Genomic DNA, 15,096 nt, shown 5'->3' on the forward strand with positions numbered 1-15,096 from the left:
TCTTGCCGGGTTCCCGGGCCCGGGAACCCCGGGGGCGTCACACCTGCCGGACGGTGAACGTCTCACCGAGCGCGCCGCCCCGCCACAGGTCGTGGGCGGCCTCGGCCATCACGTCCAGGCCCTCCACGACGCTGCCCCACACGGTGCCGGGCACCCAGCCCGCGTCACCGTTGATCAGCAGGTTGTTGCGGCCGTAGAACAGCGCGAGGTCGACGACCTTGCGGTGCCCGGCGTGGCCGGTCTGCTCGCCGTAGCCGTAGCCGGGGTTGCCCAGGATGGTGTCGGTGAACGAGAAGTAGCACAGGTCGCCGGGGATCGGGGTGATCGTGGTGTTCTCCGGCGGCGGCTCCTGCTCGGCGAAGGCGGGCAGCAGGGTGTAGATCTCGTTGCGCGCGTACTTGGCGTGGTACACGTCGCCGGCGTGCGGCAGCGCGTCCCAGACGGCGGCGCAGGTGAGCGGGGCCAGGTCGTCCAGCAGCTTCACCGTGCACGAGACCGCCCGCTTGGCGAGGCCGACTTCGACGAACCGTTCGGTCATGGGATCTCCTCCGTGGGGTGAGGGGGGCCGTGCGGGGGCGGGGCGGGGGTGACGCGGGTGTCCGGCGGGGCCGGGCCCGGACGCGGTGCGGGGCGGGCGTCCCGGTCGGGCCTGCGGATCGGGCGTGCGGGTCAGGCGTCCAGCGCGACGTACTTCGTCTCCAGGAACTCCTCGATGCCGACGCGGCCGCCCTCGCGGCCGAGGCCGGACTGCTTGATGCCGCCGAAGGGCGCCGCGGGCGTGGAGACGACGCCCTTGTTGAGGCCGACCATGCCGGACTCCAGGCGCTCGGTGAACCACAGGGCGCGGCGCAGGTTCTCGGTGAAGACGTAGGAGACCAGGCCGTGCTCGGTGTCGTTGGCCAGCGCGAGCGCCTCCTCGTCGGTCTCGAACGGCACGACGGGGGCGACCGGGCCGAAGATCTCCTCGCGCAGCAGGCGGGCGGTCGCCGGCACGTCGGCCAGCACGGTCGGCGGGTAGAAGTAGCCGGGGCGGTCCTCGATCGGGGCGCCGCCGAGCACCGGCTTGGCGCCCTCGGCGACGGCGTCCTCGACGAGCCGGGCGACCTTGTCGCGGCCGGCGGCGTCGATGAGCGGGCCGACGACGACGTCCGGCTCCGTACCGCGGCCGACCTGCATGGCGCCGAGCCGGACCGCGAGGCGGGCGGTGAACTCGCCGGCCAGTGAGGCGTGCACGTACATCCGGTTCGCGGCGGTGCAGGCCTCACCGATGTTGCGCATCTTGGCGGCGGCGGCGCCGGCCACCGCCTTGTCGAGGTCGGCGTCCTCGCAGACCACGAGCGGGGCGTTGCCGCCCAGCTCCATGGAGGTGCGCAGCACCTGGTCGGCGCACTGCGCGAGCAGCAGCTTGCCGACCTTGGTGGAGCCGGTGAAGGACAGCTTGCGGATGCGGCCGTCGCGCAGCAGCGGCTCGCAGACCTCGCCGGGGCGGGTGGTGGTCAGCACGTTGAGCACGCCGGCGGGCAGGCCCGCGTCCTGAAGGATGCCGGCCAGCGCCAGCATGGACAGCGGCGTCTGGTGGGCCGGTTTGATGATCATCGTGCAGCCGGCCGCGATCGCCGGGCCGATCTTGCGGGTACCCATGGCCATCGGGAAGTTCCACGGGGTGATCAGCAGCGCCGGTCCGACCGGCTGGCGCATGGTCCAGATCCGGCCGTTGCCGTCCGGGGAGGTCTGCCAGCCGCCGTCGATCCGGACGGCCTCCTCGCAGAACCAGCGGAAGAACTCGGCGGCGTAGGCGATCTCGCCGCGCGACTCGGCGACGGGCTTGCCCATCTCCAGCGTCATCAGCAGCGCCAGGTCGTCCTGCCGGCGCATCAGCTCCTGGTAGGCGCGGTAGAGGATGTCGGCCCGCTCGCGGGGCGCGACGGCGGCCCAGCCGGGCTGGGCGGCGTGCGCGGCGTCCAGGGCGTCGAGCGCGTCGGGGGTGCCGGCGTCCGGCAGCGAGCACAGCGGTTCGGCCAGCGAGGGGTCCTCGACCTGGAACTCGCGCGGCCCGTCCCCGGGCGCCGCCTGTGGGCGCCAACTCCCACCGATCAGGAGGCCCTTGGGGACCCGCTCGACGACATCGGTCTCGTTGTGGTCGGTCACGACCCTTTCCCCTGTCTCTTGCGGACAGTACCCGGCACCGCCATGCTTGCACGCGGAAGAGGTTGTCGACAATCCTACGATTTCGAGGAGACCCATGACCGCCTTGTCCCCGCAGCTCAAACAAGCCACCCCGGTGCTGGCGGAACGCGGTGAGGGCGTCCACCTGTACGGCGCCGACGGCCGCCGGTACCTGGACTTCACCGCCGGGATCGGCGTGACCAGCACCGGGCACTGCCATCCGCGGGTGGTGGCGGCGGCCCAGCGCCAGGTGGCCACCCTCATCCACGGCCAGTACACGACCGTCATGCACCGGCCGCTGCTGGAGCTGACCGACCGGCTGGGCGAGTTCCTGCCGCCCACCCTGGATTCGGTGTTCTACCTGAATTCGGGCAGCGAGGCGGTCGAGGCCGCGGTCCGGCTGGCCCGGCACGCCACCGGGCGGCAGAACATCGTGGCCTTCCACGGCGGATTCCACGGCCGCACCATGGGCGCCGGCGCGCTGACCACCTCGGCGAACAAGTTCCGCGCCGGGATCGGGCCGATGATGCCCGGTGTGGCGCTGGCGCCGTTCCCGACCGCGTTCCGCTACGGCTGGCCGCAGGAGCAGACCGTCGACTTCGCGCTGAACGAGCTGGACTACCTGCTGGCCACCGCCACGGCGCCGGACGACACGGCCGCCTTCATCGTGGAGCCGGTGCTCGGCGAGGGCGGCTACGTGCCGGCCGACGAGCGGTTCCTGCGCGGCCTGCGGGAGCGGGCCGACCGGATCGGGGCGCTGCTGATCCTCGACGAGGTGCAGACCGGGGTGGGCCGCACCGGCAGGTTCTGGGGGCACCAGCACTTCGTGCCGCAGGGTCCGCTGGCCGACATCCTGATCACCGCGAAGGGGCTGGCCTCCGGTTTCCCGCTGTCGGCGATCGCCGCGTCGCGCGACCTGATGGCGCAGGCCCGGCCGGGTTCGCAGGGCGGCACCTACGGCGGCAACGCGGTCGCCTGCGCGGCGGCGCTGGCCACGCTGGAGGTCGTGGCGCAGGAGAAGCTGGTGGAGAACGCCGCGGAGCAGGGCGACCGGCTGATCGCCGGGCTGCGGGCGGTGGCGGAGCGGAACAAGGCGATCGGTGACGTGCGCGGGCTGGGCCTGATGTGCGCCAGCGAGTTCGTCGACGCGGCCGGCAAGCCCGACCCGGCGACCGCCGCCCGCGCCCAGCAGGAGGCGTCCGCCCGCGGTCTGCTGCTGCTGACCTGCGGCGCGACCGGCAACGTGGTGCGGATGATCCCGCCGCTGGTGGTCGACGCCGGGCAGATCGACGAGGGCCTGGCCCTGTGGGAGGAGTCGGTGGAGGCCGCGGTGGCCACCGGCGCCTGACGGACGGCTCCCGGGGCGCCCGGCGGCATCGGCCGGCGCCCCGCGTCCGCCCGACCGGCCCGGCCGGCGTGAGCCCCGGTGGACGGCGTCCGCGGCGGCGTCGACCGGCGTGGACGGGCCCGCCCGGAACGGGTGGCGTGCGGGCATACGCCGAGGTGGGGAGCCCCGCGAGGCGGGCAAGCGGATGCCGGCGAAAGTGCCCGGGGGGCGTGGCGGCGCGGCGGCCGGGCGCTATCGTTGGGCGGGCCCGACTGCCGAGGGGGACACCGTGGCGCTGGAAGACCGGATGATCCCGCCCGCCTTCGCGATCACCTACGCCATGCGCGTACTGGAGACCGTCGACCGGCACGGCTCGGGGGTGACGCTCGATCAGCTCTCGCGTGAACTCGGCGTTGCGCGGGAGTACTTGACCCCGATGATCGACATGCTCCGGCACGAGGGCTATCTCACGTGCGAGGAGGGCGGGTTCGTGCTCGGCGACTCGGCGATCGTGCTGGGCGGCGGCGGGCGGCGCCAGGCGATCGGGGCCAAACTCCAGTCGGTGCTGGAGCAGTTGCGGGACGAGGTGGACGCGGCGGTCTACTTCGGGCGCTACGACAAGGGCGAGCTGCGGGTGCCGGCGGTGGCCGACTCCGAGGCAACCCCGCGGGTCAACGAATGGGTGGACTTCCGCTCCGCGGCGCACGCCACCGCGCTGGGCAAGTGCCTGCTGGCGCAGCTGGACCTCGACGGGCGGCGCGACCACCTCACCCGGCACCGCACGCCGCGGTTCACCTCCAAGACGATCACCAGCGCGAAGACGCTGTTCGACACCCTCGACAGCCAGCCGCCGACCGCGCCCTGCCTGGACCTTCAGGAGTACGCGCTGGGCACGGTGTGCGCGGCGGTGCCGGTGACGGTCGGCAGCATGGTCGGGTGCCTGGCGGTGTCGATGCCGCTGGACCAGGTGCACCGGCTGCGCGCCGCCGCCGATCTGCTCAACAGACGCTGCGGGCCGGTCATGTTGTCGCACGCCATCCGGTGACGTGCGAACCGACCGGCCCGCTCACGTAGTCGACCTGCCGTCGGATCAGCAGGAGCCGTCGTCGGTCCACACGCCGGAGCCGCCGGTGGAGGGCGCCTCGCCCTGGGTCCACCACTTCGCGGTCCACACGTGCCCGTTGTACGACACCTGGTTGCCGGCGGTGTAGACGGCCGTCGCGCTGTAGGCGGCCACCGTGCAGGTGCCGCCGCCCGGCGGGGGGCTGGTCGGCGGAGGGGTCGGGGAGCTGGGCGGGGTGGCGCCGGCGAACTGGGTCGCGAACTTGGTGAAGTCGTAGGCGCCCTGGGTGACGCTGCTGCACGTGCCGGACGTGGTGCCGTTGTTGTCCGGCGGGCTGCACTCGCGGTCGCGGTTGACCGACCAGAAGGTGTAGCGCGCCATGTGGTTGGACTCGGCGAAGTTCAGCACCGTCTGGAAGTCGGCCTGGTAGAAGTACTCGCCGGAGTCCGAGCGGCCGTTCATGCCGGAGTAGCCCTCGTGGGCGTAGGCGGTGGCCGCGTCCCAGCCGAAGGTGGTCTGGAGGATCTGGTTGAACGCGGTCAGCGCCGCGGTCTGCGAGGCGGCGCCGGAGAAGCCGCCGTCGAACGGCATGATGGAGAAGTTGTTGGGCGTGAAGCCCAGCGACTTGGCCTCGTCCAGCATCTGGGTGCCGAACCAGCCGGTGCCGGCCGCGGTGCCCGGGGTGGTCACCGAGATGTACAGGCCCGGGTTGCTCTGCTGGAGGATCTGCGCGGCGCCGAGCTCGTTGGCGATCGCCGCGGTGTTCTCGTACTCCGGCTCTTCGAGGTCGAAGTCGATGGCGTGCAAGCCGTACTTGGTGACGACCTGCTGGTACGCGGCGGCGGTGGCCGAGGCGCTGCCGCACTCCTGGCCGAGCTTGGTGCCGCCGTAGCCGCCGACCGAGACCGACACGTCGCCGCCCTTGGCCCGGATGGCGTTGATGACGGACGTCACCTGGGTGTCGGAGGAGACCGCGTCGGTGCCGCCCCAGGTCGGCGTGCAGCCGCCGCCGGTCGGGGCGAGGATGAAGGCCAGCTGGAACGCCTTCATGCCGGTGGCGTCCATCACCGAGCCGGCGTCCGGCGGGTCGTTGTCCAGCGGCATCAGGTAGGGCGCGGCGGCGTACCAGTTGTCGCCCAGCGCGGCCGCCTTGGTGACGGTGGTGCCGGCGTGCGGTGCGGCGCCGGCGAACGCGTGCGGGGTGGCGGCGGTCGCCGAGGCGGCGCCCATGGCGGCCAGCGCGAGTGCCGCCGTGGACACCGCGGCGGCCAGCGGCCGGAGTCTGCGGAACGTTTCGCGGGACAACGGTCCTCCTGAACGGGGATCGGAGGCGGACCGGCCGAGCCGGACCACGGGAGCAAGTGGTACAGACCAATGCCCCACAGGGTGGCCGCGTGACGCGACCACGTCAATACATTGGACTGGACCAACTCCGGCCAACTTTCCGCTCCCCGGCCCGCGCGGAGCCGGCGGCCGGCCCGGGCGCCGGGCGAGAACCGGGCGGGCGGCCGGTCGGTTCCGCCCCTGCTTGAGAGACCTCCGAGCCCGACCGGTCACCGTGGTGTCAGCATCCGGTTGACGAAAGGCAGACAGCCATGACCACCACGCCCGACGTTGCGGCGGAACAGGCCGCCGCGATGCTGGAGCTGGCACGCGCCTACCACCGCACGGTCACGGCGCCGAAGCCGTTCGAACCCGGTGTCACCCCGATCAACCCGGCGGGCGCGGTCTTCGACGAGGACGACCGGGCCGCGCTGGTCGAGGCCGCGATGGAGATGCGGATCACCGCCGGCCGCAGCACCCGCTCCTTCGAGGCCGCCTTCGCCCGGCGCTTCAAGCTGCGCAAGGCCCACCTGACCAACTCCGGCTCGTCCGCCAACCTGCTGGCCGTCACCGCGCTGACCTCGCACCGCCTGGAGGACCGGCGGCTGCGCCCGGGCGACGAGGTCATCACGGTGGCGCCCGGCTTCCCCACCACCGTCAACCCGATCGTGCAGAACGGCCTGGTGCCGGTCTTCATCGACGTGGAACTCGGTACGTACAACACCACGCCGGAGCGCATCAAGGAGGCGATCGGCCCGAAGACCAAGGCCGTCGTCATCGCGCACGCGCTGGGCAACCCGTTCGCCGCCGACGAGGTCGCGCGGCTGTGCGACGAGCACGACCTGCTGTTCGTCGAGGACAACTGCGACGCGGTCGGCTCCTCCATCGGCGACCGGCTCACCGGCACCTTCGGCGACCTGTCGACCGTCAGCTTCTACCCGGCGCACCACCTGGCGATGGGTGAGGGCGGCTGCGTGCTGACCGCCAACCTGGCGCTGGCCCGGATCGTGGAGTCACTGCGCGACTGGGGCCGCGACTGCTGGTGCGAGCCGGGCGAGGACGACAAGTGCCTCAAGCGCTTCGACCAGCGGATGGGCACCCTGCCGCACGGCTACGACCACAAGTACATCTTCTCGCACGTCGGCTACAACCTGAAGGCCACCGACCTGCAGGCCGCGCTGGGCTTCAGCCAGCTCAACAAGCTGGACGCCTTCTGCGCGGCCCGCCGGGCCAACTGGCAGACGCTGCGTGAGGGTCTGGACGGCGTGCCCGGCCTGCTGCTGCCGCGCCCGACCGCCGGCACCGACCCGAGCTGGTTCGGCTTCGCCATCACCGTGCAGCCGGACTCCGCCTACACCCGCAAGGAGCTGACCGACTTCCTGGAGTCGCGGCGGATCAACACCCGGCGGCTGTTCGCCGGCAACCTCACCCGGCACCCGGCCTACCTCGACAGCGAGTTCCGGGTGGTGGGCGACCTGGCCAACAGCGACGTCATCACCGACAGCACCTTCTGGATCGGCGTGCACCCGGCGCTGACCCCGGAGATGACCCAGTACATGATCGACAGCATCCGGGACTTCGCCGCCCGCAAGCGCTGACCGCTCGGCGGGCGTTGACCGTACACGGGGTCGACGCCCGCTTCGGCATGGGGCGTCGGTCGTGCCGTATCACCGCCACCGGCTGACGGCGGGACCAACGCCCTTGGTGACGCCGGGCGTTGGCGGCCTCGACTTCGCCGGTCACCGGGTGACCATGAGCTTCTTGACGGCGTAGTTGGTGCCGTGGGTGTCCATCGGGACCTGGTCGGCGGGGACGGCCAGGCGCAGGCCGGGGAAGCGGGCCAGCAGGCGGGGCAGGACGGTCGTCAGCTCGGCGCGGGCGATGTTCTGGCCCAGGCACTGGTGGACGCCGAAGCCGAAGGCCAGGTGGCGGCTCATCCGGCGGTCGAAGTCCGGGCTGTCGGGGTCGTCGAAGGCGCGCGGGTCGCGGTTGGCGGCCGGCATCGCGACCACCACGAGGTCGCCCCGGGCGATGTGCTGCCCGGCGAACTCCAGGTCCTCCAGGGCGACCCGGCCGAGCCCGAACTGCACGATGGTCAGGTAGCGCAGCAGTTCCTCGACCGCCTGCCCGGTCTTCTCCGGGTGGGCGGCCAGGTCCGCGCGCTGCTCGGGGTGGGTGAGCAGGGTGAAGACCGACAGGCCCATCATCGCGGCGGTGGTGTCGTGCCCGGCGAACAGCAGCAGCACGCCCATGCCGATGAGTTCGTCGTCGGTCAGGAAGCCGTCCTCGCCGTCGGCGACCGCGATCAGCTCGGCCAGCAGCCCGTCGGCGGCGCCGGTGCGGCGCTTGTCGGCGACCAGCCGGGTGATGTAGTCGATCAGCCACCGGGCGCCGCGGTCGCGCTCGGCCCGGCTGTTGGCCATGTCCATCATCGCCTCGGTGGCGTGGTGGAAGCCGTCACGGTCCGCGTAGGGCACCCCGAGCAGTTCGCAGATCACCAGGCACGGCACCGGCAGCGCCATGGCCTGCACGAAGTCGAAGGTGGCGGGCCCGGCCGCGATGGCGTCCAGGTGCTCGTCGACGATCCGGTCGATGTACGGCTGGAGGGTCCGCCGCACGCTCTTCGGGGTGAACCGCCCGGCCAGCAGCCGGCGGTAACGGCCGTGGTCCGGCTCGTCCATCATCACGAAGGTCGGGTTGAACGGTGCCTCCTCACCCGCCTCGGAGACCTCGCCCTCGGGTGTGTCGTGCCGGGGGCGGCGGGCGCTCAGCCGCGGGTCGGCGAAGACCGCGCTGCCCTCCTCGAACCGGGTGACCAGCCAGCCGGAGGTGCCGTTGGGGAAACGGACCCGGGTGACCGGCTGCTCCTCGCGCAGCCGGTGGTACTCCAGCGGCGGGTCGAGCGGGGCGGCACGGTGGACGGGCATCGCCGGAAGCGTCTCGGTCATCGTTGCTCCGTGGGGGTGGTGGGGGCGGTGTCGGTGTTCGGGTCGGTGGCGGTGCTGGCGGCGGTGTCGGTGCTGGCGGTGCTGGGAGCGGCGTCAGCGGTGGTGGCCGCGTCGGCGGTGCCGGTGCCGGTGCCGGCTGCGTCGGGCGTGGCCGCGGCGTGGTCGGCCAGGGCGGCGGTGACACCCTGGTGAGTGGCGGTGGCGTCGCACCAGCCGACGTACAGGGCGAGGTGCAGCACCGCCTCCCGCAGCTGCGGGGCGGTCAACTCCCCGCTGTCCAGGGCGCCGGCGGCCTGGATACGGATCAGGTCGGCGCGGCCGGTGGCGGCGGCCACGCCCAGGGTGAGCAGCCGCCGGTCGCGCACCGACAGGTCCGGGCGGCTCCAGACGTCGGCGAACAGGTAGTCCACGGTCTGGGTGGTGAAGGGGTCGGCCGGCTCCCCGAGGCCGCCGAGACCGGGGTAGACCCGGTCCATCATCGCCAGACCGCGCTCGCGCCGGTCCGCCGGCAGGGCGGAGGAGGGCTCCGCGGGCCCGGGTGCGGTCGGCGGTGCGGTCGGGTCGACGGACCCGGGCGCGGTCGGCGGTGCGGCCGGGCCGGCGGACTGGGGCGTGGCTGGCGGTGCGGCCGGGGCGACGGACCCGGGCGTGGTCGGCGGTGCGGCCGGGCCGGCGGACTGGGGCGTGGCTGGCGGTGCGGCCGGGGCGACGGACCCGGGCGTGGTCGGCGGTGCGGACCCGGGCGCGGCTGGCGGTGTCGCCGGGTCGGCGGCGGCGTCCGGCAGGCCGAGGGTGTGCCGGACGCGGTCGCGGGTGACGTCCACCAGGGGGACGCCGACGCCCAGGTCACCGGCGAGTTCGCGGGCCGCGTCGAGGTCCTTGCGCATCAACACCTCGATGCGCCCCGCGAGTTCGGCGGGCAGGCCGTCGCGCCGCATGCGCAGCAGCTGGAGCAGCGTGGCACCCTCGGGGTCGGCGGCGTCGATGACGCCGGCCAGCGTGCCGGGGTCCACCCCGGCCGCCCGCACCAGGGCGGCCGCCTCGGCGACGGTGCGCCAGCCGCCGTAGGTGATGACGTTGCGGGCGATCTTGGTGGCCATGCCGGCGCCGGTCGGACCGCAGTGCACGATCTTCCTGGCCCAGCCGTCGAGGACCGGCCGCGCCGCCTCGACGACGCGCTCGTCGCCGCCGACGATGGCGACCATGCCGTGCTCGGCGGCCCGGTCGCCCGGGGTGACGCCGCAGTCCAGGAACCCGGCGCCCGACGCGGCGCAGGCGGCGGCCAGTTCCCGCACCACGGGCAGCGCGACGGTGCTCAGCAGCACCACCGTCAGGCCGGGATGGGCGGCGGACAGCAGGCCGTCGGCACCGGTGATCACCTGCCGCGCCTGGTCGGCGTCGAGCACGGCGACCATGACCACGTCACTGCTCCGGGCGACCTCGGCCGGCGAGGCCAGTGGCCCGGGCACTCCGGCGAGCGCCCCTGCGGCGTCCGGGCGGATGTCGTACACCTGCGGCACCAGCCCGCCGCGCGCCAGGCTGACGGCGACCCCGCCCCCGATCGCGCCCAGACCGACGACCCCGGCCCGCGGGACGGCGGTTGCGGGGTGCGGGTCGCCGGCGCCGGCGCCGGCTGCGGGGTGCGGGCCGTCGGCTGCGGCACCGGATTCGGCTGCGGCTGCGGCTGCGGCTGCGGGGTGCGGAAGGCCGGCTCCGGCGGCGGCTCCGGCTCCGGGACGCGGACCGTCCCCTCCGGGACGCGGGCGATCGGCTCCGGGCCCTGCCTCACCGGCCGCGAGGCCGCCGGCTCCGGCCCCTGGTGGGTTGCCTTCGGACATCACGCGGTGCCTCCCGGAAGCGAGGGGATGTAGTTGCCTCAGTCACCTAACTAAGTTCACTGATGACGTTAGACCTCCGCCGTTCACGTCGTCCACCCGGTGGGGAACCGGATCAAGCCACGCTGCGGGCGCCCCGAATCACCGCATAACGGCGGGAGTTGACGCATGGTCGGCGCCGGCCGGGCCACGGCGGGCGGCCGGAGGTCAGCGTTCCGCGGCCGGAACCGGCGCTTGCGGGTCGAGGACCGTGGCGTGGATGACCCGGAGCACGCCGGGGTCGCCGTGCTCGGCCAGCGCGGCCCTGGCGGCGGCGTCGCCCGGCAGCAGGGAGCCGAGGAGTCCGTCGGCCAGCCCGAGGAGGAGCCGCTCCTCCTCCAGGTCGGGCGAGAGCGTGTGGCTGAGCGAGACGATGCCGTGCAGGCCGGCCCACAGGGTGTGCGCAGCCTGCTCGACCGGCAGCGACACCGTGAGCCCGGCGTCCCGGCAGCACGCCAGCGCCTGGCGCAGGCTGCCCGACACCAGCCGGGCCGGGTGGCGGCGGATGCGTTCCGCGTCGACGGCGGGCTGGCGCACCTCGTACATCAGCCGGTAGTGGCCCGGGTCGACCAGCGCGAACCGGCAGTAGGCGTGCACCTGGGCCCGCAGCCGGCCGGCCGGTCCGCCGGCCTCCGCCGCCGCGTCGGCGGCCCGCATCAGGGCGGCCAGTTCGGCGTACTTGCCCTCCAGTGCCGCCCACACCAGCTCGGCCTTGTCCGGGAAGTGCAGGTAGATGCTGGGGGCCGCGACGCCGGCCTCCCGGGCGACCGCGCGGATCGTCAGCTTCTCGGCGCTGCCCCACTCCACCAGCAGCCGGTCCACCGCCGCGAGGATCTCGGTCCGCAACCGCTCGCCCTGGCCCCGGCGGCTGCGGGGCCGCCCGGCGGCGGACGGTGTCGGCTGCTCACCCATGACCGGTCCCCCATCGCTTTGGCGACGATGCTAGCCGCCGGCCCGCGGTGCCGTCGGCACGGCGGCGGGGGTACGGCGGCGGCACCGGGAGCGACGGGCCCGCGGGGGCCACGGCTCCGCGGGTCTGCGGGGCCGCGGGTCTGCGGGGCTACGGGCCGGCGGACTCACGGGGCCACGGGCGGCGGGTCAACGGCCCGCGGACTCACGGGTCCACGGGCTCACCGGCTCACCGGCTCGCCGGCTCACCGGCTCAGGAAGTCCGCCGGCTCACGGCGCGGAGTCGGGGACATCGGGGCTGATGGCGTAGGCGTGTTCGGGCGACATGCCGTAAGGCGTCGGCGCGGTGGTGATCCGGCCGGTGGCCGTCGCACCGATGAGGGTGTCCGCCGTGCCGACCTGCGCGCACTTCCCGGTGTCGCCGCCGTTCTGCTGGCTGGCGCCGCCGAGGGCCGCCGCGGTGTCGACCGGCGCCGGGGTGCCCCGGTGGCCGGGGAAGGCGGTGCCGGTGGGCCAGTCGGCGCCGACCAGCAGGGTGAACCCGGCGCCGGTGCCCTGCTTGAGGGCGGCGGACGGCAGGCCGAGGGCGCCGGCCACGGCCTTGGCCTGCGGCTGCTGTCCGGCCGGGTAGGTCAGCGTGGTGGTGGACGCCGAGGGGCCGTTGCCGGCGGTGGACGCCGGGCTGAAGCCGTCGGCGACCAGGGCCGTGCGGATGCCGCCCGCGCGGCCGGGTGCCAACGTGCCGTTCTCCACGTGGACCGCGATGCCGCCGGTGGGTATCGCGGTGGCGGACGCGGCGGCGGCGGACTTGCCGCCGCCGGCGGTGGTCAGCGACTGGTCGTCGGCGATGGCCTTGAACAGCGTCTGCGCGTTGGGAGCGGCGAGCAGCCGGCCGCTCTCATCGGGGTCCGGGTCGTCGTAGGTCTGCATGGTGGTGAACGTGATGCGGTCGGCCGGCACCTTGTTGACGTCCTGGGCCAGGCCGGTCAGCTTGCCGATGCTGCCGATGCCGTTCGGCCCGCCGTCCACCGTCAGCGACTTGGTGGCGGCGGTCGCCAGCTTCCACACGGCGGCGGGGTCGGTCAGGGTGCCGGCGCTCTTGAGCTTGTTGATCAGGCTGGTGAGGTACCGGTGCTGCGCCACCGTGCGGCCGGTGTCCGTACCGCCGCCGAACCCGTGCCGGGTCCGCAGGAACTCCAGGGCCGCGACGCCCTGGAGGGTGTGGCCGCCGCTCTTGAGCTTCAGGTGCGAGTAGGGGTCGTAGATGTTGTGGTCGACGCAGATGTGCACCCCGCCGACCGCGTCGGCCATGTTCACCACGCCGGAGAAGTCGACCATCATGAAGTGGTCGATGGGGATGCCGGTCAGCTGCTGGACCGCAAGCACGCTGCATCCGGGGCTGTAGCCGAGCGCCGAGTTGATCATGTCGGTGCGCGGGCCGACGCTGGTGTGGTTGTCGTCGTCGGTGCAGGCCGGCAGCGCCGTCTCCAGGTCGCGCGGGATGCTGAGCACCGTCGCGTTGGAGCGGTCGGCGGAGATGTGCAGGACCATCTCGACGTCCGCGCGGGCCCCGCCGTCGCCGCCCTGGCAGGCGCCGCCGATCGCGCAGTCGGCCTTGTCGGTGCGGGAGTCCGAGCCGATCACCAGGATGTTGATCGGGGTACGGCCGAAGGCGTCGGCCTTCTCGTGGAGCGTGTCGCCGCCCTTGCCCGCGTACAGGTCGTCGGACTTGATGTTGCCGTTGAGCTTCTCGTACGCCCACACGCCGCCGACGCCGGCCACCACGACCACGAAGCCGGTGACCAGCCCGGCGATCTTCAGCCCCCGGCGGCGACCCCGGCGGCCCCGGCGCCCGGGGGCGAAGTCGCGCTGGTCGCCCGGCGCGCCGCTCCCGCGTGACGCGGACCGGTCCCGCGGGGTGTGGGACGGCTTCGCCATGGTCACTTCCTCGGAACACGAGCCCGGGGGCTCCCTGACGACAAAAGTCAGGGCCTAGGACTTCGCGGACGGTGATTCGGTTGCACGACACACGCACATGCCGACCATTTCTCCATGCGACCTTCACGCCGTGAAGGTTTCATCCCCGCCCGGCGCGTCGGCGCGGCGCGGCTCCGTCACGGCGTCGGATCCGACCGCGTCGGCGTCACGACGTCACTTCGTCAGGTACGTCCGCGGTCTCGGCGTCACGACGTCACGGCGTCAGGTACGTCCGCGGTCTCGGCGCGAACCCCGCCGCCCGGTACGCGGCGTCGATCAGCTCCATGGTGGCCACCGCGTCGTCGGCGCCGGTCGGCAGTGCGGCGCCGTCGCGCAAGTGGGCGGTGAGGGCGGCCAGTTGGTGGGCGAAGGACGCGGTCCGGCCCAGGTGTTCGGTGCGTTCGCCGGCGGCGGTGCGGATCGTGAGGCGGTCGTCACGCTGCGGGAGGACGAAGTTGTGGACGAACGCCTCGCCCAGGGAGCCGGTGACCCGCAAGGTCATCAGGTCGTCGGGGGCGGCCATGTGGCAGCGGACGGCGGCCGTCGCGCCGCCGGGGTAGACCAGGTCGGCCGCCAGCCACTCGTCGACACCGGGGGCGCCGGCCCGTTCGCCACCCCGGGCCGCGGCGACCGCCGGCTCACCGCCGCCGAACCGGGCCAGCGAACGGGCCGCGTGCAGGCCGTAGCAGCCCACGTCCATCACCGCGCCGCCGGCCAGCTCCAGCGACCAGCGCGGGTCACCGTCCGGGCAGCGACCGCTGAGCACGGCCTCGACGTGCCGCAGTCCGCCCAGTTCACCGCTGTCCAGCACGGCGCGCAGCCGCTCGTTGACCGGGTGGTAGTACGAGTGCAGCGCCTCCATCACCACCACCCCGGCCCGCGCGGCGGCGTCGCGGACCTCGGCGGCCTCGGCGGCGTCGCTCGCCGACGGCTTCTCGGTCAGCACGTGCTTGCCGGCGGCGATCGCGGCGAGGTTCCACGGGCCGTGCAGGCCGTTGGGCAGCGGGTTGTAGACGACCTCGACGTCCGGGTCGGCCAGCACGCCGGCGTAGGAGTCGTGGACCCGTGCCACGCCGTACTCGGCCGCGAACGCCTCGGCCCGGCGGCGGTCCCGGGCCGCGACCGCGACCAGCCGGTGCCCGGCGTCACGGGCCGGGCCGGCGAGCGCGGCACCGGTGATCCGGGCGGCTCCCAGCACTCCGAAACGCAGCGGCCGCTCCACCGTGGTCATCTCCTCACGTCCGGGACGCCCTGCGGGGACGTCCTGCGCCGAGCAGCCTGGCAGACGGGGGCCGGGCACCGCGAGGCGGCCGGGCCGAGTCCGGGGCGATCGGTTCGACGGGGCCGGTGACGTTCCTACCGGGCCGGCGTCGGAAGCGGTGACCGTTCCGAGCGGGCCGGTGACGGGGGTCGGGGTGCGGGGTTCGGGGCGCGGAGGTCGGGGCGCGGGGTGCGGTCGTCCGGCCAACGCGCGTGCACCGGGGCGCTGTTGGAGGGGCGGGCGGGGAC

The 15,096-nt window shown here is 74.0% G+C and carries 11 protein-coding genes; 3 read left to right on the forward strand and 8 right to left on the reverse strand.

Going from position 1 to position 15,096, the window contains the following annotated elements; genetic code table 11:
• Positions 1-37 precede the first annotated feature (37 nt).
• The gene (locus tag POF43_RS29265; protein ID WP_282698806.1) at positions 38-538 is read right to left on the reverse strand and encodes a DUF3830 family protein; all 501 of its coding nucleotides are present in this window, start codon (positions 536-538) and stop codon (positions 38-40) included.
• 131 nt (positions 539-669) lie between these two features.
• Positions 670-2,148 (reverse strand): NAD-dependent succinate-semialdehyde dehydrogenase, encoded by a 1,479-nt coding sequence (locus POF43_RS29270; RefSeq protein WP_271317665.1) that lies wholly within the window; start codon positions 2,146-2,148, stop codon positions 670-672.
• A gap of 94 nt (positions 2,149-2,242) precedes the next feature.
• On the opposite strand from POF43_RS29270, the gene POF43_RS29275 reads away from it, so the two are divergent.
• Together POF43_RS29275 and POF43_RS29280 are read left to right on the forward strand one after the other, a co-directional pair.
• Positions 2,243-3,514, forward strand: coding sequence for an aspartate aminotransferase family protein (locus POF43_RS29275; RefSeq protein ID WP_271325270.1), 1,272 nt, complete (start codon positions 2,243-2,245; stop codon positions 3,512-3,514).
• 268 nt (positions 3,515-3,782) lie between these two features.
• Complete coding sequence (locus POF43_RS29280; RefSeq protein ID WP_372516149.1) at positions 3,783-4,538, forward strand: IclR family transcriptional regulator; 756 nt, start codon at positions 3,783-3,785, stop codon at positions 4,536-4,538.
• Between the two features lie 45 nt (positions 4,539-4,583).
• Here POF43_RS29280 and POF43_RS29285 read toward each other — a convergent pair whose 3' ends face one another.
• On the reverse strand, positions 4,584-5,786 hold the full coding sequence (locus tag POF43_RS29285; protein ID WP_282698810.1) for a carbohydrate-binding protein: 1,203 nt from the start codon (positions 5,784-5,786) through the stop codon (positions 4,584-4,586).
• A gap of 365 nt (positions 5,787-6,151) precedes the next feature.
• Between POF43_RS29285 and rfbH the strand changes: the two genes are divergently transcribed.
• Positions 6,152-7,477 carry a lipopolysaccharide biosynthesis protein RfbH gene (gene rfbH / locus POF43_RS29290; protein WP_271317708.1) on the forward strand — a complete coding sequence of 442 codons (1,326 nt, stop codon included), beginning with the start codon at positions 6,152-6,154 and terminating at the stop codon, positions 7,475-7,477.
• Between the two features lie 141 nt (positions 7,478-7,618).
• On the opposite strand, the gene POF43_RS29295 is transcribed toward rfbH, so the two are convergent.
• From POF43_RS29295 to POF43_RS29315, 5 genes are all read right to left on the reverse strand, one after another.
• Positions 7,619-8,827: a cytochrome P450 gene (locus POF43_RS29295; RefSeq protein WP_271323889.1), complete on the reverse strand. Its 1,209-nt coding sequence runs from the start codon at positions 8,825-8,827 to the stop codon at positions 7,619-7,621.
• Positions 8,824-10,398 carry an NAD(P)-binding domain-containing protein gene (locus tag POF43_RS29300; protein ID WP_372516152.1) on the reverse strand — a complete coding sequence of 525 codons (1,575 nt, stop codon included), beginning with the start codon at positions 10,396-10,398 and terminating at the stop codon, positions 8,824-8,826. The genes POF43_RS29295 and POF43_RS29300 overlap by 4 nt, the downstream gene beginning before the upstream one ends.
• Positions 10,399-10,869: 471 nt before the next feature.
• On the reverse strand, positions 10,870-11,613 hold the full coding sequence (locus POF43_RS29305; RefSeq protein ID WP_271323891.1) for a TetR/AcrR family transcriptional regulator: 744 nt from the start codon (positions 11,611-11,613) through the stop codon (positions 10,870-10,872).
• Between the two features lie 267 nt (positions 11,614-11,880).
• Positions 11,881-13,548, reverse strand: coding sequence for an LCP family protein (locus POF43_RS29310; protein WP_271317001.1), 1,668 nt, complete (start codon positions 13,546-13,548; stop codon positions 11,881-11,883).
• A gap of 253 nt (positions 13,549-13,801) precedes the next feature.
• On the reverse strand, positions 13,802-14,818 hold the full coding sequence (locus POF43_RS29315; RefSeq protein ID WP_271317000.1) for a Gfo/Idh/MocA family protein: 1,017 nt from the start codon (positions 14,816-14,818) through the stop codon (positions 13,802-13,804).
• Between the last annotated feature and the right edge of the window lie 278 nt (positions 14,819-15,096).

It is taken from the genome of Streptantibioticus silvisoli (assembly GCF_027947535.2).
Taxonomy (GTDB): domain Bacteria; phylum Actinomycetota; class Actinomycetes; order Streptomycetales; family Streptomycetaceae; genus Streptantibioticus_C; species Streptantibioticus_C silvisoli.

Bases quoted from the DNA above. Each gene is read 5' to 3' on its own strand.
- rfbH (WP_271317708.1), top strand. From the start codon at position 6,152: ATGACCACCACGCCCGACGTTGCGGCGGAACAGGCCGCCGCGATGCTG.
- POF43_RS29295 (WP_271323889.1), bottom strand. From the start codon at position 8,827: ATGACCGAGACGCTTCCGGCGATGCCCGTCCACCGTGCCGCCCCGCTC.
- POF43_RS29275 (WP_271325270.1), top strand. From the start codon at position 2,243: ATGACCGCCTTGTCCCCGCAGCTCAAACAAGCCACCCCGGTGCTGGCG.
- POF43_RS29305 (WP_271323891.1), bottom strand. From the start codon at position 11,613: ATGGGTGAGCAGCCGACACCGTCCGCCGCCGGGCGGCCCCGCAGCCGC.
- POF43_RS29310 (WP_271317001.1), bottom strand. From the start codon at position 13,548: ATGGCGAAGCCGTCCCACACCCCGCGGGACCGGTCCGCGTCACGCGGG.
- POF43_RS29315 (WP_271317000.1), bottom strand. From the start codon at position 14,818: ATGACCACGGTGGAGCGGCCGCTGCGTTTCGGAGTGCTGGGAGCCGCC.
- POF43_RS29285 (WP_282698810.1), bottom strand. From the start codon at position 5,786: ATGGGCGCCGCCTCGGCGACCGCCGCCACCCCGCACGCGTTCGCCGGC.
- POF43_RS29265 (WP_282698806.1), bottom strand. From the start codon at position 538: ATGACCGAACGGTTCGTCGAAGTCGGCCTCGCCAAGCGGGCGGTCTCG.